Annotated in this window: 16 protein-coding genes; 6 read left to right on the plus strand and 10 right to left on the minus strand. The window is 73.8% G+C overall.

Annotated elements, in window-relative coordinates:
* Window positions 1-118 precede the first annotated feature (118 nt).
* The gene (locus LNK82_RS29345) at window positions 119-1,084 is read left to right on the plus strand and encodes an aldo/keto reductase (protein ID WP_230568543.1); all 966 of its coding nucleotides are present in this window, start codon (window positions 119-121) and stop codon (window positions 1,082-1,084) included.
* A 13-nt stretch (window positions 1,085-1,097) separates the two neighbouring features.
* Here the strand turns inward: LNK82_RS29345 and LNK82_RS29350 are convergent, their stop codons facing one another.
* Window positions 1,098-2,189, minus strand: coding sequence for a M48 family metalloprotease (locus LNK82_RS29350; RefSeq protein WP_230568542.1), 1,092 nt, complete (start codon window positions 2,187-2,189; stop codon window positions 1,098-1,100).
* A gap of 171 nt (window positions 2,190-2,360) precedes the next feature.
* On the opposite strand from LNK82_RS29350, the gene LNK82_RS29355 reads away from it, so the two are divergent.
* A complete protein-coding gene (locus LNK82_RS29355; RefSeq protein ID WP_230568541.1) occupies window positions 2,361-3,323 on the plus strand; it encodes a YncE family protein in 963 nt (320 codons plus the stop codon).
* Complete coding sequence (locus LNK82_RS29360) at window positions 3,323-3,535, plus strand: DUF5703 family protein (protein WP_230568555.1); 213 nt, start codon at window positions 3,323-3,325, stop codon at window positions 3,533-3,535. The genes LNK82_RS29355 and LNK82_RS29360 overlap by 1 nt, the downstream gene beginning before the upstream one ends.
* 152 nt (window positions 3,536-3,687) lie before the next feature.
* Here LNK82_RS29360 and LNK82_RS29365 read toward each other — a convergent pair whose 3' ends face one another.
* From LNK82_RS29365 to LNK82_RS29380, 4 genes are all read right to left on the minus strand, one after another.
* Window positions 3,688-4,530, minus strand: coding sequence for a class I SAM-dependent methyltransferase (locus LNK82_RS29365; RefSeq protein WP_230568540.1), 843 nt, complete (start codon window positions 4,528-4,530; stop codon window positions 3,688-3,690).
* A gap of 84 nt (window positions 4,531-4,614) precedes the next feature.
* Window positions 4,615-5,712, minus strand: a complete 1,098-nt coding sequence (locus LNK82_RS29370) for an SWIM zinc finger family protein (protein WP_230568539.1) — start codon at window positions 5,710-5,712, stop codon at window positions 4,615-4,617.
* Window positions 5,709-8,396 (minus strand): SCO1167/SCO6262 family helicase, encoded by a 2,688-nt coding sequence (locus LNK82_RS29375; protein ID WP_230568538.1) that lies wholly within the window; start codon window positions 8,394-8,396, stop codon window positions 5,709-5,711. The genes LNK82_RS29370 and LNK82_RS29375 overlap by 4 nt, the downstream gene beginning before the upstream one ends.
* Before the next feature lie 24 nt (window positions 8,397-8,420).
* Entirely contained in the window at window positions 8,421-9,002 is a 582-nt protein-coding gene (locus LNK82_RS29380) for a PadR family transcriptional regulator (protein WP_230568537.1), read from the minus strand.
* A 76-nt stretch (window positions 9,003-9,078) separates the two neighbouring features.
* Here LNK82_RS29380 and LNK82_RS29385 point away from each other — a divergent pair, with 76 nt between their 5' ends.
* Together LNK82_RS29385 and LNK82_RS29390 are read left to right on the plus strand one after the other, a co-directional pair.
* The gene (locus LNK82_RS29385) at window positions 9,079-10,236 is read left to right on the plus strand and encodes a winged helix DNA-binding domain-containing protein (protein WP_230568536.1); all 1,158 of its coding nucleotides are present in this window, start codon (window positions 9,079-9,081) and stop codon (window positions 10,234-10,236) included.
* Window positions 10,233-11,156 carry a GNAT family N-acetyltransferase gene (locus LNK82_RS29390; protein WP_230568535.1) on the plus strand — a complete coding sequence of 308 codons (924 nt, stop codon included), beginning with the start codon at window positions 10,233-10,235 and terminating at the stop codon, window positions 11,154-11,156. Before LNK82_RS29385 ends, LNK82_RS29390 begins: the two co-directional genes overlap by 4 nt.
* Window positions 11,157-11,159: 3 nt before the next feature.
* On the opposite strand, the gene LNK82_RS29395 is transcribed toward LNK82_RS29390, so the two are convergent.
* From LNK82_RS29395 to LNK82_RS29415, 5 genes are all read right to left on the minus strand, one after another.
* Window positions 11,160-11,786, minus strand: a complete 627-nt coding sequence (locus tag LNK82_RS29395; RefSeq protein WP_230568534.1) for a TetR/AcrR family transcriptional regulator — start codon at window positions 11,784-11,786, stop codon at window positions 11,160-11,162.
* Between the two features lie 4 nt (window positions 11,787-11,790).
* Window positions 11,791-13,341, minus strand: a complete 1,551-nt coding sequence (locus tag LNK82_RS29400) for a hypothetical protein (RefSeq protein WP_230568533.1) — start codon at window positions 13,339-13,341, stop codon at window positions 11,791-11,793.
* Window positions 13,341-14,522, minus strand: coding sequence for an FAD-dependent monooxygenase (locus LNK82_RS29405; RefSeq protein ID WP_230568532.1), 1,182 nt, complete (start codon window positions 14,520-14,522; stop codon window positions 13,341-13,343). The genes LNK82_RS29400 and LNK82_RS29405 overlap by 1 nt, the downstream gene beginning before the upstream one ends.
* 71 nt (window positions 14,523-14,593) lie before the next feature.
* Window positions 14,594-15,355: a putative protein N(5)-glutamine methyltransferase gene (locus LNK82_RS29410; protein ID WP_230568531.1), complete on the minus strand. Its 762-nt coding sequence runs from the start codon at window positions 15,353-15,355 to the stop codon at window positions 14,594-14,596.
* Between the two features lie 148 nt (window positions 15,356-15,503).
* Complete coding sequence (locus tag LNK82_RS29415; RefSeq protein WP_230568530.1) at window positions 15,504-16,292, minus strand: TetR/AcrR family transcriptional regulator; 789 nt, start codon at window positions 16,290-16,292, stop codon at window positions 15,504-15,506.
* Between the two features lie 77 nt (window positions 16,293-16,369).
* On the opposite strand from LNK82_RS29415, the gene LNK82_RS29420 reads away from it, so the two are divergent.
* Entirely contained in the window at window positions 16,370-18,631 is a 2,262-nt protein-coding gene (locus LNK82_RS29420; protein ID WP_230568529.1) for an ATP-binding cassette domain-containing protein, read from the plus strand.
* Window positions 18,632-18,830: the final 199 nt, after the last annotated feature.

Consider the following 18,830-nt stretch of genomic DNA (forward strand, 5'->3'; position numbering starts at 1 on the left):
TAACCTGGTTGGCCAGGCGACACCCCGGCCGGCGCGTCCCGGATCGTGACGTGATTCGGCCTTGACAGGCGCGTGCCACGGGCCGCCGGAATGTCGATCACCCTTTAGGCTCCCCCGCGTGGAACAGCGATACCTCGGGCGCAGCGGACTGCGGGTCTCCCGGATGGCCCTTGGCACGATGACCTGGGGCCGGGACACCGACGCGGACGAGGCGGCCACCCAGCTGCTCGCCTTCACCGAGGCGGGCGGCACGCTGGTGGACACCGCCGACGTGTACGTGGAGGGCGAGAGCGAGCGGATCCTGGGCGGCCTGCTGGGCGAGGTCGTGCCGCGGGAGGAGGTGGTGATCGCGACGAAGGCGGTGGCGCGGCGCAACGACGGCCCGTTCGGCGGCGGCGCGTCGCGCGGCGCCCTGCTGCACGCGTTGGACGGGTCGCTGCGCCGGTTGGGCGTGGAGCACATCGACCTGTGGCAGCTGCACGCGTGGGACCCGAACGTGCCGCTGGAGGAGACGCTCTCGGCGCTGGACGCGGCGGTGGCGTCGGGCCGGGTCCGCTACGCGGGCGTGTCGAACTACTCGGGCTGGCAGCTGGGCACGGCGGCGGCGCTGCCGGGGCACACGCCGCTGGTGTCGACGCAGGTGGAGTACTCGCTGCTGGAGCGGGGCGTGGAGCGCGAGGTGGCGCCGGCGGCGCAGCACCACGGTGTCGGCCTGCTGCCGTGGGCGCCGTTGGGGCGGGGCGTGCTGACCGGCAAGTACCGCAACGGCACGCCGTCGGACTCGCGGGGCGCGTCGGCGCACTTCGCCGGGTACGTGGAGCAGCACCGCACGGAGCGGGCGGCGCGGATCGTGCAGGCGGTGGCGACGGCGGCGGACGGGCTGGGCACGAGCGCGCTGTGCGTGGCGCTGGCGTGGGTCCGCGACCGGCCGGGCGTGGTGGCGCCGGTGGTGGGGGCGCGGGACACCGCCCAGCTGCTGGGGTCGTTGGCGGCGGAGGAGCTGACGTTGCCGCCGGCGATCCGGGCGGCGCTGGACGACGTGAGCGCGGTGGAGTTCGGCTACCCTGAGCGACCGCTCGGCTGAGCGCGATCCCGCCTCACCCGCCCGGGGTGGAGCCGCCGAGCAGGGAGTCGTCCACGAGCCGGAACCACTCGCGCACCCCGTCGAGCCGGTCTTCGAGCCAGGTGGCGACCTCGGCGGCGAGGTCGAGGGCACGGGGGGTGCGGACGTGGCCGGCGAGGTGTTCGACGAGGGTCTGGATGCGCCGCACGGGCGGCGGGTGGTTGCCCGCGAACGGGACGGTGAGGCCGAGCTGGTCGGCGAGCCGGTCGGTGACCTCGTGCAGGAACAGCACCAGCAGCACCGCGCCGACCACGTACGGCTCGTGCGCTTCGAGTTCGCGGTGCCCGAGGCCGTCCAGGGTGCGCAGCATGATCGTGGCGGCGACGCGGTCGGCCTCGTGCTCGCGCGGCCAGCCGACGGACTGCGCGTCGAGCGCGCCGACCGGCGTGTGGGGGTCGGTGAGGCGGCGGGCGTGCCGCAGGTGCCCGGACAGCACGTGCCCGACCTCGTGCGCCAGCGTGAACTGGGTGCCGCGACGCGCCATCAGCGAGACCAGCGCGGCGCGTTGCCCGGACAGCTCGGGCAGCCGCCGCGCCTGGACCGCGCCGTTGCCGTACAGGTGGGCGTTGACGGCCTCGGCCAGGGCGTAGGTCGCCTGGTCGGTGCTCAGCAGGGCCGGGGCGCCGTAGTCCGGCAGCGCCCCGGTCATGATCTTCAGCACGGTGCCGAGCAGGTCCAGCAGCGAGGTGTTGACCAGCACGAGCACGCCGCGGCCGGGCACGGGGACGCTGAGCGCGTCGAGGGTGCCGGTGGGGAACACGCCCGCCAGCACCGGGATGGTGGTCTCCCAGCCCGCGGTGCGGGCCAAGTGCAGCACCTCGGGTTGCAGCGCGTCGAGGGTGTGCTGCTGTTCGCGCAGGTGCGCGGGCCGGTAGGCGGCCGGCCGGACCCGCACGTCGACCAGCCGCGCGAGCAGCGCGGACGGCGGCTCGGCGGCCACCTGGGTCCACGTGTGGTAGCGCGCGGCGGTGTCGCCGCCGGGGTGTGCCGGCGGGTCGAGGTGGTCGACCACCCGCCGGTCCCGCAGCAGTTGCACGTGCCGATCCCGCAGCTCCTCGACCGTCATCGCGACGCCTCCCCGTTCACCTGGGATAGTCGCCGGGAAGGGCTCGGAGGTACGGGATCGGCGCGACTATCACCTTCCCAGACCAACGACAACACCCGCCCCCTGCGTGACGATGGTGGTTCGGTGATGGATGCTGGGAGGGCTGAACGGGGTCGACTGGGAGGTCCGACGTTGCGCCGACTGGCGGCGGTAGTGCTCACCGGGGTCGCGTTGGTCTCGGGCTGTGCGACGGAGGAGAACCCGGCCGACCCGTTGCAGCTCGCGGCGACGTTGGAGCCCGCGCGACCTGCGGCGTCGCCTGATCAGGCGGGCGTACCGCAGGGCCGGGTGGTGCCGCTGGGGCGGGCGGTCGCGGTCGCGGTCGCGGGCGGTCGGGTGGCGGTGGCGCTGGCCGATCCGCCGTCGGTGGCCCTCTACCCCGCCGACACGCTGGGTGATCCCGTGGTGGTGCCGTTGCCCGGTCCGGCGGAACGGCTGGTGACGGTCGGTGACGCGGTGGAGGCGGTGGTGCCCGCCGGTGTCGTGGTGACGATCCAGCCGGACGGCTCGACGTCCCAGCGCGCGGTGGACGGCGCCCCGGTGGACGTGGCGCGGGTGGGCGACCGCACGTTGGTGGCGCAGCGCGACCTGCGGCAGGTGTCGGTGGACGGGCACGTGGTGCGCGGCATCTCCAGCCCGGACCGGCTGGTCGCGGTGGACGGCGCCGCGGTGGTGCTGGACCGGCCGCGCAGCGCGGTGTTCGACCTCGACCCCGGTGCCGACGGCCCGGGCGCGGGGTTGCGCGCGGGCGAGGGCGCGACGAACGCGGTGGCCGACCGGTTCGGCCGGGTGCTGGTGGTGGACACGCGCGGCGGTGAGCTGATGGCGTTCTCCACCGCTCCGTTGATCATGCGGTTGCGCTACCCCGTGCCGGGCGCGCCGTACGGGATGGCTTACGACGCGACGCGTGACCTGGTGTGGATCACGCTCACCGAGCGCAACGAGGTCGTGGCGTTCGACGTCGCCGGCGCGGAGCCGGTGGAGAGGCACCGGTTCGCCACGGTCCGCCAGCCGGACTCGGTGGCGGTCGATCCAGGCAGCGGGCGCGTGTTCGTCGCGTCCGGGGACGGCGCAGGGATGCAGGTGATCGGATGATGGGCGATGGGGTGATCGACGGGGACTGGGAGTACCGGCCGCTGCGGCTGCCGGCCGGTGTCTCCCGTCGCACGGCGACGACGCAGCTGGCGATCCACGCGGAGTTCGCCGGGTGGGAGCTGTCGCGGACGTTGTTGTTCGGTGACGGTTCGCGCAAGGTGTGGCTGCGCCGCAAGCGGTCGGCGGCCGTGATGCCGGGTGTGATCACCTAAAGGCAGGCGCGGGCTCGGAGGGCGCGACCGCCGAGGCGGTGGCGGCGGAGCCGTTCGGCGACCACCACACCTGTGGTACCACAGGTGTGGTGGAGCGGGCTCGAACTGCGGATTCCCCCTGCTTCCGTCCGCTGTGGACGGTGTGGTCGAGGTCAGGGGCGGCGGGCTTCGATGAGCCAGGCGGCCGAGTCGTAGCGGACGCCCCGGTCGGTGTGGTGGGCGGCCAGGTCGGTGCGCAGGTCGGCCACGGCGCGGTCCCGCGCCTCGGGGTCGAGGCCGGCGAGCAGCCGGGAGAACTGGCCGGTGACGAACCGGCAGGCGTCGTCGACGTCGCGGCCGAAGTACATGGGTTCGGTGAGGCCGTGGACGCGCACGTCGGTGAACCCGGCCGAGGTCAGCAGGGGCCGCACCTGGTCGGGGTCGTGGAGCGAGCCCGGTGTGGTCGGTGGTGCGGGCAGGTCGCGGCCGGCGGCCAGGGCGGTGCGGAAGGCCGTGAGCCAGGCGTTGCGCTCGAACGGCTGCCAGGACAGCAGCGCCAGGCGTGCGCCGGGGCGCAGCGCGCGGGCGATGTTGGCGAACGCGGCGTGGGGGTCGCCGAAGAACATCGCGCCGTGGCGGCTGAGGGCCACGTCGAAGTGCCGTTCGGGGAACGGGTGGATCTGGGCGTCGGCGTGCAGGAACCGCGCGTTGGGCACGTGGTCGCGGTCGGCCGTGCGGCGGGCGAGTTCGATCATCGCCGAGGACAGGTCCACGCCGAGCGCCGTGCCCTCGGTGGCGCGGCGGGCGGCGTCGCGGGTGGTGAGCCCGGCGCCGCAGCCGATGTCGAGCACGTGCGAGGTCGGTTCGATCCGCGCGGCGTCCAGCAGCCGGTCGTGGTAGCCGGCGACGCCCTCGTCGATGCGGTCGGCGCGGGCCGCCCAGAAGTCGCCGTCGTCGCCGTTCCACGCGCGCAGCTGGTCCACGTTGGACGGATGGACCGCCGGTACCGCGTTCATGACCCTGTCCCCCAGTCGTCGTTCCCCGGCCGCAGGACCTTAGTCGGGTGACGGCGGGTGGACGACGCGTTTCGCGGAACCCGGTCAGTCGGTGTCGGTGAGGGCGGCGGTGGGGTCGCGGTGCGGTGTGCCGGTGGGCCACCAGTCGCCGTCGGTGGCGCGGTAGGGGTACCAGCGGCCGTCGCGGCCGTAGCGGAGTTGTCGGTCGTGGACGGTCCAGCGGTTGCGCCACACGGCGGGTTCGGGCAGTTCGCCGCTCTCCCAGGCGGCGCGGGCGCGGGCGGTGTCGGTCTTGCCGGGTGTCCAGGGGTGTTCGAGGACGTCGAGGGCGCCGGCGCCGCCTTGCTGCCAGGCGCGGACGGCGCGCGGGTCGGCGTCGAGGCGGTCGCGCAGGGCGGGGTGGGTGGCGGCCATGCGGATGTGGTCGCGGCGGTCGTCGGGCGCGGGCCACCGCCCGGTGGCGAGCACCTCGCGGGCCTTGGCGGCGGCGTCGGCGACGAGCAGCCGCAGCACGTCGACGTCGATGCCGGGCGCGGGTTCGAACTCGGGCAGGGGGCCGAGCTCGGCGGGCGGTGGGTCGTCGGGCAGGTCGGGGACGGGCTGGGCGTAGGCGGTGGTGGCGAGGACGCCGGTGGTGGGTCGGACGCCGGCGACGACCTCGTCCTGGTCCCGTCCGCGCAGGAGCAGCAGGACCCACGGATCGGCGTCGAGCAGCCAGGACGCCTGGTGGCACAGGGCGGCGGCGTGGCGGCAGGGAAGTTCCCAGCCGGGGCAGGTGCACTCGGGGTCGAGGTCGCCGATGCCGGGCAGCAGCGGGACGCCCGCGTCGGCGGCGGCGTCGGCGAGTTCGCGGGGCATCTCGCGGTCGAGCAGCGCGGCGAGGTGCCCGGCCTTGGCGGCGATCTGGCCGAGGAACCGGTTCCACTCGGCGTCGGTGAGCGGGGTGAGGTGGACGGAGGTCTGGTAGGTGTCCTCGGTGTCGTAGACGGTGGCGGCGATGCGGCCTGGGCTGACGGTGATGGTGCCGACGAGCCCGGCGTGGGCGTACTTGCGGCCCTGGCGCAGAGGCGCCTGGTCCAGCGAGGTGTCCTCCAGGGCCTGCAGCCACGCCTTGCCCCACCAGGAGCCGGCGCGGCGCACGCCCTTGCCGAACGCCGGGAAGCCTTTGACGCGATCGCTCATGTGCCGCTCCGGAGTTCGACCAGGTTGCCCAGTTCGTCGTCGGACAGTTCGGTGAACGCGGCGTCGCCGCGGGCCAGGACGGAGTCGGCGAGGTCGCGCTTGGCGCGCAGCATCGCGGCGATGCGGTCCTCGATGGTGCCTTCGGCGATGAGCCGGTGCACCTGCACGGGCCGGGTCTGGCCGATGCGGTGCGCGCGGTCGGTGGCCTGGTCCTCCACGGCGGGGTTCCACCACCGGTCGTAGTGCACGACGTGGTCGGCGCGGGTGAGGTTGAGGCCGGTGCCCGCGGCTTTGAGGGAGAGCAGGAACACCGGGCACTCGCCGTCCTGGAAGCGGCGCACCATGTCCTCGCGGGCGGGGACGGGCGTGCCGCCGTGCAGGAGTTGGCTGGGGATGCCGCGGCCGGCGAGGTGGCGTTCGATGAGGCGGGCCATGGCGACGTACTGGGTGAACACGAGCACCGCGCCGTCCTCGGCGAGGATGGTGTCGAGCAGCTCGTCGAGCAGTTCGAGCTTGCCCGACCGGCCGGCGAGCTTCGGCGAGGTCTCCTTGAGGTACTGGGCGGGGTGGTTGCAGACCTGTTTGAGGCCGGTGAGGAGCTTGACGATCCGGCCGCGGCGGGCGATGCCGTCGGCCTCGCGGACCTCGGCCATGAGCTCGCGCACGACGGCCTCGTAGAGGGCGGCCTGCTCGCGGGTGAGGGCGACGGGCTGGTCGGTCTCGGTCTTGGGCGGCAGCTCGGGCGCGATGCCGGGGTCGGTCTTGCGGCGGCGCAGCAGGAAGGGCCGCACGAGCCGGGCGAACCGCTGCGCGGCCTCCTGGTCGTGGTCGGCCTCGATGGGGCCGGCCCACCGTGCCTTGAACTGGGCCATCGTGCCGAGCAGGCCGGGGGTGGTCCAGTCGAGGATCGCCCACAGCTCCGAGAGCGTGTTCTCCACGGGGGTGCCGGTGAGGGCGACGCGGGCGCGGGCGGGGATGCGGCGCAGGGCCTTGGCGGTGTCGGAGGCGGGGTTCTTCACGTGCTGCGCCTCGTCGGCGACGACCATGCCCCAGTCGACGTCGGCGAGCCGGTCGGCGTCCAGGCGCATGGTGCCGTAGGTGGTGAGCACGAAGCCCTCGTGCGCGACGTCGCGGCGGGGGCCGTGGAAGCGGCGGACGGGCACGCCGGGCGCGAAGCGCTCGATCTCGCGCTGCCAGTTGCCCATCAGCGACGCGGGGCAGACCACGAGGGTGGGTCCGGGGTGGTGCCGGTCGCGGTGCAGGTGCAGCGCGATGAGGGTGATGGTCTTGCCCAGGCCCATGTCGTCGGCCAGGCACGCGCCGAGGCCGAGCGAGGTCATGCGGTCCAGCCAGCGCAGGCCGTGCAGCTGGTAGTCGCGGAGGGTGGCGCGCAGCGCGGGCGGTGCGGCGAGCGGCTCGTCGTCGAGGTCGGCGAGCCGGGACTTCAGCTCGTCCAGCCAGCCGGTGGCGGCGACCTCGACCTCGACCCCGTCGACGTGGGTGGTGCCGGTCAGGGCCGCGCCGAGCGCGTCGATCGCGGTGACGGGTTTGAGGGCGCGTTCCCGGGCGCGGCGGGCGAGTTCGGGGTCGACCAGGGTCCAGCGGTCGCGCAGCCGCACGACCGGCCGGGTGGCCTCGGCGAGCCGGTCGAGCTCGTCGGGGGTGAGCGGGTCGTCGCCCAGGGCGAGCTGCCAGTTCACGGAGGTGAGGTGGTCCGGGCCGAAGAATGCCGGCCGGTCGGCGGGGCGTTCGCCGATGACGACCTTGGCCGACAGGTCCCGCACGAGGTCCTTGGGCCAGTGCACGTCCACGCCCGCGGCGGCGAGCCGGACGGCGCCGGTGGCGAGCAGGTGCTCCACGTCGGAGTCGAGGAGGGCGACCTCGTCGGGCACGGGCTGGTCGAGCAGCCGTTCCAGCGGCGCCCAGGCGCGGGCGGCGCGCCGCAGGGCGACCATGGCGTCGGCCCGGGACCGCTGGTTGGCCGACGCCCACAGCTCGACGGCGTCGACCACGCGGGCGGGGTCGGCGAGGCTGTGGACCTGCACGACGGCGCGGAACGGGCCGAAGCCCTCGATCCGCAGCGAGATGCGCACGCCCTGGTCGGCCCAGTCGCGCAGGTGCGGCACCCGCTGGGGCGCGGTGGCGGCGAACGCGGGCGCACCCGCGGCGTGCACGGCCGCCGCGCCACGCGGCATGGTGTCGGCGACGGCGTCGAGGAACGCGCGCAGCAGCGGCTCGGCGTCGGGCAGTTCGAGCGGCTCGCGGCCCGGCAGCGGCACGGCCCGGGCGTGCGCGGGCATCGCGTCGGCCAGGTCGCGCACGCGGGCGTGGTCGGCGGCGTCGAGGGGACCGAGCAGCCAGGCGTCGAAGTCGCCGTCGGTGACCGCGGGCCGCACCCGACCACGTGCGACGAGCTGCAACGCCACGACGACGGCCGCGCCCCAGAACGCGGCGGCGGGGTGGGCGTGCGGTGCGCGACGGGCGCGGCTGAGCAGCGGCACGGCCTCGGACACGGGCAGCCGCAGGGCGGGCACGGTGCGCGCGGCGCCGTCGGGGGTGGCGATGGTGAGCCGGTCGGAGCCGGGAGCGCCGTCCGGTCCCGGCGGGTCCTGGGCCGGGTAGAAGGCGACGGTGGACGTGCGTGGCGGGTCGGCTGCCTCGAAGACGGCCGCGTACCGCTCCAACCCTGTGTTCAGCGTTCCCCCTCGCTACTCAAGTTTGAGCATACCCCAGCTGCCGGGCGCGCCGGGCGATCCCGGCTCGCCCGCCATGGGGTAGGCGCCCGCTTCGAGGCGTTCGACCAGGCCCCGCGTCCACTCCGCCCCGCCGGCCGCGGTGTGCTCCCACAGCCCGAACAGCTCCTTCACGTGCGACGGCTCGTCCCACTCCCCCGCCTGCTTGCGCGCCGCGTCACGCCGCGCCTCCAACGCGGCCAACCGCTCGGTGAGCAGACCCACGGCCTCCTCCCGCGACAGCGACGGCAGCAGCGCCAGCCCGGCGGCCAGCAGGTCGGGCCGCGTCTCCGGGCGGCGCAGCGCGTCGCGCAGCAGCCTGCGGTACTCGGCCTCCCCCTTGGGGGTGATCTCGTAGTCCGTGCGGCCCGGCGGCACGGAGTGGTCGGCCAGGCAGCCGTCCTTGGTGAGCTGCTTGAGCGCGTGGTAGATCGAGCCCCACTTGACGTTGGCCCACTCCCCCGCGCCCCACGACATCAGGTCGTTGCCGATCAGGTAGCCGTGGGCGCGCCCGTAGCCGCGCACCACCCCGAGCACCAGCAGCCGTGTTGCCGACATCGCGTCCTCGTCCAGCGGTCTCCGGGTTCCGCGATCCCGGTTTCGCCGATCAGGGTAGAGCGCCGAGGATGGACCGGTGACCCTCGCCAAGATCGACGACGCCGCGCGGCGGGCCCGCCTGGGCACCCGGCACCTGCTCTCCACCCGTGCCGCCGCGGTCGAGGACGTGGTCGACGCGGTGGTCGGCCTGCACGCCACCGACCCCGCGACCGCGTTCCTGTCCGCGTGCGCCCGCCTGGAGCGGCCCTCGGTGGCCGAGGTGGAGGCCGCGTTCTACGAGCGGCACACGCTGGTCCGGTTGCTGGCCATGCGCCGCACCATGTTCGCCGTCACCGCGGCGACCGCGCCCGTGGTGCAGGCCGCCGCGGGCGCCGCCGTCGCCGCGAAGGAGCGGCAGAAGCTGCTCGTCTACCTGGCCGAGGGCGTCGGCTGGGACGCCGACCGCCTCGCCGCGGTCGAGGAGACCACCCTGGAGGCGCTGCGCCGGCGGGGAGCGGCGACCACCGTCGACCTCACTCGCGACGTGCCGGACCTGCTCGAACAGGTCGTCGTCGCGGCCGGCAAGCCCTACGAGACCCGCCAGAACGTGTCCAGCCGCGTCGTCCGCGTCCTGGCCGCCGAGGGCCGGATGCGCCGCGGCCGTCCCCTCGGCACGTGGCTGAGCACCCGGTTCCGCTGGGAGCCCGCCACACCGTGGCCCGAGCTCGACCCCGCCGACGCCCGCGCCGAGCTGGCCCGCCGCTGGCTCGCCTCCTACGGGCTCGGCTCCGAGGCCGACCTCAAGTGGTGGACCGGCTGGAACCTCGGGCACACCCGCAAGGCCCTCGCCGCGGCGGGCGCGGTCGAGGTCGAGCTGTCCACCGGCCCCGGCTACGCCCTGCCCGACGACCTCGACCCGGTCGAGGACCCCGAGCCGTGGGCCGCGCTGCTGCCGGCACTGGATCCGACGCCGATGGGGTGGCAGGCTCGCGGCTGGTACCTCCCCGACCGGCACCGGCCACGCCTGTTCGACACCGCGGGCAACGTGGGCCCGACCGTGTGGTGGAACGGCGCGGTCGTCGGCGGGTGGGCCCAACGCGCCGACGGCGGACTGGTGTGGGAACTCCTCGAGGACGTCGGCGCGGACGCGGAGGCCGCGATCGCCCGGGAGGCGGACCGGTTGGCGTCCTGGCTCGGCGGGGTGCGCGTGATCCCCCGCTTCCGGACACCGTTGGAGAAGGAGTTGGCGACATGATCCTGTTGCGGAAGGTGGACGACTGCGCGGTCGAACGGCTGCTGGGCCTCGCGGTGGCCGACACCGATCCCGGCGACGTGATGCCACCGGGCTGGACGGTCGACCGGCCCGACGAGTTCCGCGAGTTCTACCGCGGCTTCCAGGACGACGCCTACGAGATCGTGGAGGACGACCGCACGGTCGGCATGGTCCGGCTCAGCGCCAAGGGCGAGACCGGCATCTGGGTCGCCCGCTGCGCCCGCGGCAACGGCATCGGCCTCGCCGCGCTGCGCCGCGTGGTCGAGGAAGCGCCACGTCGCGGCGTCACCACGATCGTCGCCGACACCACCACCGACAACGTCGCCGCCCTGACCATCCTCCGCAAGGCGGGCGCCACCCTCGACGTCGACGGCGCCCGCGTCTGCGCGCGCATCGCCGTGCCCACCGAACCGCCGCCCGACCTCACCGACGCCGGCGACCTGCTCCTGGCCTACCTCGACTTCCACCGCGACGCCGTGCTCCGCAAGATCGACGGCATGTCCGAGGACGAGCTGCGCACCAGCCGCCTGCCGACCGGCTGGACGCCGCTGGCGATGGTCAAGCACCTCGCCCACGTGGAACTGCGTTGGCTGCGCTGGTGCTTCCGCGGCGAGGAGATCGCCCACCCCTACGGCAACCCCGACGTCGACCGCGCCGAGTGGGTCCTCGAGGACGACGACACCACCGACCGCGTCCGGGAGTTCTACCTCGAACAATGCGCCCGGTCACGCGACATCGCGGCCGAGTCCGCCCTCACCGACCGGGCCGTGCGCCGCAACCGGCCCGAGGCGCCGCCGCCGACGCTCGCCTGGATCCTGTTCCACCTGCTCCAGGAGTACGCGCGCCACGTCGGGCACCTCGACGTCGCGCGCGAGCTCAGCGACGGCGTGGTCGGGACCTGACCGTCAGGTCGCGGACTTGCGCAGCTTGGCGTGCAGCGCGCGGCGGGCGACCGGGCCGAGCTCCTGCACCACGTCGACGAGGGCCGCGAGGCGCTCCAGGGCGTCCAGCGCGGCGTGCGCGCCGGCGGGATCGACGCCCTCGAACAGCTCCAGGCCGATGAACCCGGCGCACACCGCGCGGGACAGCCCGGCGGTGTCCACCAGGTCGGCGACCGGCGAGTCGGCCAGCAACCGGTCCAGCACCCGCTCGATCGGCCGGATCCACAACCCCAGCGCCGCCGACGTCGCCTTGGCCAGCTCCGGGTCCGCCTGCGCGCCGGCCAGCATCTGGGCGAGCACCATGACGTTGCCCAGCGAGCGCTCCTCGGCGTGCAGCCGCCGGCCGAGGTCCAGCAGCCCGCGCAGGTCGGCGACCTCGTCCAGCCGGGCCGCGAACGGCGCCACCCTGGCCTCGGTCGCGGCCAGGCACGCCGCTTCCAGCAGCTCGTGCACGCTGCCGAAGTGGTAGAACACCAAGGCCTGGTTGACGCCGGCGGTGGCGGCGATCGTGCGCGCGGACGTCCCCGTGATGCCGTGCCGGCGGATGGTCTCGATCGCGCCGTCGATCAGTCGCTGTCGGGTGTCGGCCATGCCATCACGGTAGGGGCGCGGCCGTGCGGACCTCCGCCGGGCGTGCGCACAGGTAGGGCCGGGCGAGGACCAGGGCGGTCGCGGTGAGGCCGATCCCGACGAACACCGGCGCCAGGTGGCCCGCGTCGGTGTAGCCGATGACGCCGTGCACCACGACCGCGGGCAGGAACCCCGCGGCGGCGGCCAGCGCGAGAGACCACCACACCCACGCCTCGCCCCGACGCCAGCCCCACGCGGCGAGCAGCGTGATCGCCGCGGCGGCGGACATCAGCGCCCCGCCGAAACCCGCCCGGTCGTGCGCGATGAACCCCGGCAGCCGGGGGTTGGCCGCCCGCAACGCGTCCGGCCCGGTCCGCAGGAACTCCAGGTCGCTGGGCACGAACACGTCCGTCAGACCGACCGCCGACACCACCACTCCACCCGCGAACAGGCCGACCCCCGTGCACACCAGGAGCAACTGCCCGACCAGCGCCCGCCGCCGCTCGTGCTCGGGCCCGTCCGGGCGCGCGGTCCACCGCGGGTCGTCCGGACGACGCCGGGTGGCGGCCAGGAACATCGGGAACAGCACCACGGCCGCCGCGGTGTGCAGCGGCTCCACGAAACCGATCCCGAGGAAGTAGAGCACCGTCGGGAACCCGACCCACCCGGAGACGAGGAACACCTCGCGGGCCCACGGCCGGCCCGTCCGCATGCCGCCCGCCGCCAGGCCCGCGTAGAGCACGCCGATCGCGACCATCGTGCCGGCCATGGTGATCCGGTCGTGCTGCAGGAAGTGCACCAGGTGGTGGTTGATCCCGTGCAGCCCGTCCACGTCCGCGCCCAGGAAACCGCGGTCGTACCACAGCAGCACCGGACCGAGCGTGATCGCGGCGGCGCCCAGGCCCGCGACGACCATGCCCAGCCCGACCAGCGCACCCCACCACCACGCCGGCCACCGGCGGGGATCACGGCCGACGTCACGCGGTGACGGCGCCGGACCGGTGGGCGTCGCCGCCTCCGCCACCCGCGCGAAGAAGCCCGGACCGGCGCGCACCAGCACCTCGGGCGTGACCAGGACCGCCGTGGCCGGGTCGGCGAGGAGGGCGGCGGCACGCGCCGTGGACGCCGACGCCAGGTGGACCACGTCGGTATCGGCCCCGACCCGGACCGCGTCGACGTGCGGTGACAACGCGTCCACCACGGCCTGCTCCGTCGCACGCACCACCACCGGCACACGTCGGCCCGCGACGGCCTCGCGCACGACGTCGACATCGGCGGGCCCGACCGGCGCGACCTCCACCACCCCCGCGCCCAGCAGCGGCAACGCCCGCACCGCGTCCCGCGCCACACCCGGTGGCACCACCGCGCCCAGCCGGGTGCGCACCGGGACGCCGGCGACCGCACCGGCCAGCCGCGACGGTGGGTGACGGTGCCCGAACCCCCACGACACCAGCCGACCGCCGCCGGGCCACGACCCGACCGCGGCCAGCGCCCGCAACGCCACCCGCCGCGAACGACCGGTCCCCAGCAGCGCGGCGGCGATCCCGCGCAGCGGGTGGTAGGTCCAGTCGGGCATCAGCGGCCCACGCTCACCGGCACGTGGCCCGTGCTGTCGGGTGGCGTCCAGCCGAGGATCGGCGCCATGGCCCGCAGCGTCACGGCGGCCGGCGTCAGCCTGGCGGCGAGATCACGCGCCACCACCGCGGGCGGCCACGACCACTGGGCCAGCCTGCCCAGCCGTGCCGAACGCCGCACCACGGTCCGGGTCCGCGGCCCGCGCACCCGGTCGTAGCGGACCAGCGCCGAACCCACGCTCGCGTCCGAGACCAGGCAGTCGGCCAGCACGACCGCGTCCTCCAGCGCCTGACCCGCGCCCTGCCCCAAGGCCGGGTCCATCGCATGGGCCGCGTCACCCGTCAAAGCCACCCGGCCCCGCGCACAACCCGCCAACGGCGGCAGCACGTGCACGTCGTGCCGGACAACACCGCCCTCCGGCACCGCCGCCAGCAGCGCGCGCACAGGGTCCGGCCAGTCGCCGAACCGGTCGCGCACGGCGGCGAGCTCACCGCCAGCGGCGACACCACCCGCGGGCACGGTCGCCGTCCCGAAGCAGTAGAACCGCCCACCCGGCAGCGCGGTGAACCCGAACCGCTCGCCGCGACCCCAGATCACCGCACCCTCCGCCGGCGGGTCGGCGACCGGCTCGGTGATCATGCGCCACGCCGTGTACCCCGCGTAGCGCGGCGCGGGCGCGTTCGGCCACCACTGCCGCCGCACCGCGCTGTGCACACCGTCCGCGCCGACCACCAGCTCCGCCCGCACGACCCCGCCCCGGTGCTCGACCACCATCGCGTCACCGTCCGACCGCACCGCGGACACCTCGCTGTCCGACCGCAGGCACTCCGGCGGCAACGCCTCCGCCAACGTCCGGACCAGGTCCGCGCGGCGCACCACGACCAGCGGCACGCCGTGCCGCCGCGCGATCTCGGCGTTGTCCAGCCGCGACAACCACCGCCCGGAGCGGCCACGCACGCCGCCCGCCGTCTCCACCGCGCCGACCGCGCGGACCCGTTCCGCCAACCCGAGCGCCCCGAGCGCGCGCATCGCGTTCGGCCACAGCGAGAGCCCCGCGCCGACCTCGCCGAACTCGGGTGCACGTTCCAGCACCACGACCCGCCACCCGGCCCGGTGCAGCGCGAGGCCCGCCGCCAGACCACCGATACCGCCGCCCACCACGACCACTGTCCGCCCGACCACCGGCCACCCCCGTTTTGAGCGAGTGCTCAAAACGGAGGGTAGCCAGTTTTGAGCACTCGCTCAACGCCCGGTTAGGACGACACCGAACCGATCACCACGGTCGCCGACAACTCCTCGTCCGACACGACCTCCGCGCGCAACCCGCCCGCCGCGAACGCCGCCACCGTCCCCGCCGCCTGCCGCGCACCCGTCTCCACCAACAACCGACCACCCGGCGCCAACCACCGCGCCGCACCCGCGATCACCCGCCGCTGCACGTCCAGGCCATCCGTCCCACCGTCCAACGCCACCCGCGGCTCGTGCTCACGCGCCTCCGGCGGCATCAACCCGATCGCACCGGTCGGCACGTACGGCGCGTTCGCCACCAGGACGTCCACCCGCCCCGCCAACGACACCGGCAACGGCTCGTAAAGATCACCCGCGTACACCCGGCCGACGCCGATGTTGCGCCGGGCACAAGCCACCGCCACCGGATCCACGTCCACCGCGTGCAACCGCACCCCGGCCACCCGATCCACCACCGCCGCACCCACCGCCCCCGACCCGCAACACAGGTCCACCACCACCGAACCGGCCCGCGCCACCCCCACGGCCACCCGCACCAGGAACTCCGTGCGCCGACGGGGCACGAACACCCCCGGATCCACCACCACCCGCAACCCGCAGAACTCCGCCCACCCCACCACGTGCTCCAACGGCAACCCGGCCACCCGCCGAGCCGTCAACGACTCCAACTCCTCCGGACCACGCGCGGCCTCCACCAACACCCGCGCCTCGTCCTCGGCGAACACACAACCAGCCGCACGCAACCGCGCGACGACATCAAGATCCATGGAAACGAACGCCTCTCGCACGAAACCCGAGGGCGCCCCTCACACCGCCACGACGCGGCCGGGAGCGACCCGAAGCACACCAGCAGAAATGGGTCCCACCTCCCTCGTCCGCGCCAACCGCCACACCGTATATCACCGCCCGCCGACCTCAGCCCCCGCCGGCGCGCGCACGCGCCACCGCCGCCTCCACGCCGTCCAACAACACCTCCAGCCCCGTCACGAAGTTCCCCACCGCGTCCCGCTCCAAGTACGGCACGTCCTCCTCCCCCTCCACCACCGGCGGCTCCTCCGCGCCCAGCCACGCCGACAGCGGAAACCGCTCGGTGAAGTCCGGCGCGACCTCCTCGAACACCTCCGACCGCGAGAACCACCACTCCTCGTCCGTCATCCCCGTCTCCCGCGCCGCCCGCCGCGCCTCCGCGATCACCCCCGCCGCGCCACGCACGAACTGCACCACCGCACCCACCACACCCCGCAACACCGACACGCCCAGACCCGTCGGCCGCAGGATCCGCAACAACACCTCCACCATCAGGAACTCGTTCGGCCCCAGCACCGGCCGCGCCTGCGACACCTGCAACACCCACGGATGAGCCAGGAAGAACGCCCGCGCGTCCTGCGCCCACGCCCGCAACGCCACCCGCCACCCACCGTCCACCGGGTACTCCGACGGCAACTCCCCCAACACCCGGTCGTACATCAGGTCCACCAACTCCGCCTTGCTCGGCACGTACGTGTACAACGCCATCGCCGAACGCCCCAACCGCTCACCCACCGCGCGCATCGACAACGCCGCCATGCCGTCCCGGTCCGCCACCTCGATCGCCGCGTCCACGATCACGTCCACCGACAACCCCGACCCCGCACCACCACCCGGCGCACGCCACAGCAGCCGCATCGACCGACGCGCGTCACCCTGCCCGGCGAAGACCGCCACTTGCCCACCCCTTACAGCGTAAAGTACCGTGCCGCGAGCACCTTACGGCATAAACAAAGCAGGGGGAAAGCCAGGCGATGGCCGCACCAGCAGACAGCCACGACGTCATCCAAGTACGCGGCGCCAGGGAGAACAACCTCGCCGACGTCTCCGTCGACATCCCCAAACGACGACTCACCGTCTTCACCGGCGTCTCCGGCTCGGGTAAATCCTCCCTCGTCTTCGGCACCATCGCCGCCGAGTCCCAACGACTCATCAACGAGACCTACACCGCGTTCATCCAGTCCTTCATGCCCAGCCTCGGCCGCCCCGACGTCGACGCCCTGCGCAACCTCAGCGCCGCCATCATCGTCGACCAGGAACGCATGGGCGCCAACTCCCGCTCCACCGTCGGCACCGCCACCGACGCCCACACCATGCTCCGCATCCTCTTCAGCCGACTGGGCCAACCCCACGTCGGCACCTCCGGCGCCTTCAGCTTCAACCTCCCCGAAGGCATGTGCCAGACCTGCGAAGGCCTCGGCCGCGTCTCCACCGTCGACATCGACCAACTCGTCGACCGCACCAAATCCCTCACCCAGGGCGCCATCACCGTCCCCGGCTTCACCGTCGACAACTGGTACGTCCAGACCTACGTCCAATCCGGCTTCTACGACCCCGACAAGGCGCTCCAGGACTTCACCGACGAAGAATGGGACGCCTTCCTCAACCGCGAAACCACCAAAGTCAAAATCGGCAAGACCAACGTCACCTACGAAGGCCTCCTGGTCAAAGTCCAACGCCTCTACCTCGGCAAGGACCGGGAATCCATGCAACCCCACGTCCGCGCCTTCGTCGACCGCGCCGTCACCTTCACCGACTGCCCCACCTGCGGCGGCGCCCGCCTCAACGCCGCCGCCCTCTCGTCCAAGATCGACGGCGTGAACATCGCCGACTGCTCCACCATGCAGATCAGCGACCTCGCCGACTGGGTCGCCAAGATCACCGACCCCTCCGTCGGCCCCATGCTCACCACCCTCAAAGAACTCCTCGACAACCTCGTCGAGATCGGCCTCGGCTACCTCAGCCTCGACCGACCCGCCGCCACCCTCTCCGGCGGCGAAGCCCAGCGCGTCAAGATGGTCCGCCACGTCGGCTCCGCCCTCACCGACGTCACCTACGTCTTCGACGAACCCACCGTCGGCCTGCACCCCCACGACATCCAGCGCATGAACGACCTCCTGCTCCGCCTGCGCGACAAGGGCAACACCGTGCTGGTCGTCGAGCACAAACCGGAGACCATCGCCATCGCCGACCACGTCGTCGACCTCGGCCCCGGCGCCGGGACCAACGGCGGCCACATCACCTTCACCGGCACCGTCGACGAACTCCGCGCCTCCGGCACGCTCACCGGCCGCCACCTCGACCACCGCGCCCGACTCCGCGACCAGGTCCGCACCCCCACCGGCCAACTGCCCATCACCGGCGCCACCCTCCACAACCTCAAGGGCGTCGACGTCGACATCCCCCTCGGCGTCCTCACCGTCGTCACCGGCGTCGCCGGATCCGGCAAGAGCTCGCTCATCCACGGCTCCCTCGCCCACCGCGACGACGTCGTCACCGTCGACCAGGCGCCCATCCGCGGCTCACGGCGCTCCAACCCCGCCACCTACACCGGGCTGCTCGACCCCATCCGCACCGCCTTCGCCAAGGCCAACGGCGTCAAACCCGCCCTCTTCAGCGCCAACTCCGAAGGCGCCTGCCCCAAGTGCAAGGGCATCGGCCTCGTCTACACCGACCTCGCGATGATGGCCGGCGTCGCCTCCGTCTGCGAGGAGTGCGAGGGCAAGCGGTTCACCGCCGAGGTCCTCACCCACACCCTGCGCGGCCGCAACATCAGCGAAGTCCTCGGCATGTCCGTCACCGAGGCCCGCGACTTCTTCACCGAGAAGCAGGCCAAGGCCATCCTCGACCGACTCGTCGACGTCGGCCTCGGCTACCTCTCCCTCGGCCAACCCCTCACCACGCTGTCCGGCGGCGAGCGGCAACGGCTCAAGCTCGCCATCCACATGGCCGAGAAGGCGTCCACCTACATCCTCGACGAGCCGACCACCGGCCTGCACCTCGCCGACGTCGACCAGCTGCTCGCCCTGCTCGACCGGCTCGTGGACGACGGCAACACGGTCATCGTGATCGAGCACCACCAGGCCGTCATGGCGCACGCCGACTGGATCATCGACCTCGGCCCCGGCGCCGGGCACGACGGCGGCCGGATCGTCTTCACCGGCACGCCCGCCGACCTGGTCGAGAACGCCTCCACCCTGACCGCCCGGCATCTCGGCGCCTACGTCGGCCGCTGATCGTCCTGGCCGCTTTTGGACCCAGTCTTCTCCCGGTGCCACGTCCGGTGCCGGGAGAAGACTGAGTTTAGTCGACACTGAAGTTATTAAGATTATTGGCCAATGGGGCGCGGGTAGCCCGACCGTGGTCGTCGTTCGGAATACCGCAGGTCGTTCCCACTGCCGGCCGATTGTCCGGTACCGAGCGGTCCTCTAACGT

Origin of the sequence: Saccharothrix luteola (assembly GCF_020859565.1) — a bacterium.
In the GTDB taxonomy this organism is placed as follows: domain Bacteria; phylum Actinomycetota; class Actinomycetes; order Mycobacteriales; family Pseudonocardiaceae; genus Actinosynnema; species Actinosynnema luteola.

Excerpts from the sequence above, each read along its gene's own strand:
- LNK82_RS29350 (WP_230568542.1), bottom strand. The coding sequence starts at position 2,189 with ATGACGGTCGAGGAGCTGCGGGATCGGCACGTGCAACTGCTGCGGGAC.
- LNK82_RS29360 (WP_230568555.1), top strand. The coding sequence starts at position 3,323 with ATGGGCGATGGGGTGATCGACGGGGACTGGGAGTACCGGCCGCTGCGG.
- LNK82_RS29365 (WP_230568540.1), bottom strand. The coding sequence starts at position 4,530 with ATGAACGCGGTACCGGCGGTCCATCCGTCCAACGTGGACCAGCTGCGC.
- LNK82_RS29370 (WP_230568539.1), bottom strand. The coding sequence starts at position 5,712 with ATGAGCGATCGCGTCAAAGGCTTCCCGGCGTTCGGCAAGGGCGTGCGC.
- LNK82_RS29380 (WP_230568537.1), bottom strand. The coding sequence starts at position 9,002 with ATGTCGGCAACACGGCTGCTGGTGCTCGGGGTGGTGCGCGGCTACGGG.
- LNK82_RS29390 (WP_230568535.1), top strand. The coding sequence starts at position 10,233 with ATGATCCTGTTGCGGAAGGTGGACGACTGCGCGGTCGAACGGCTGCTG.
- LNK82_RS29395 (WP_230568534.1), bottom strand. The coding sequence starts at position 11,786 with ATGGCCGACACCCGACAGCGACTGATCGACGGCGCGATCGAGACCATC.
- LNK82_RS29400 (WP_230568533.1), bottom strand. The coding sequence starts at position 13,341 with ATGCCCGACTGGACCTACCACCCGCTGCGCGGGATCGCCGCCGCGCTG.
- LNK82_RS29410 (WP_230568531.1), bottom strand. The coding sequence starts at position 15,355 with ATGGATCTTGATGTCGTCGCGCGGTTGCGTGCGGCTGGTTGTGTGTTC.
- LNK82_RS29420 (WP_230568529.1), top strand. The coding sequence starts at position 16,370 with ATGGCCGCACCAGCAGACAGCCACGACGTCATCCAAGTACGCGGCGCC.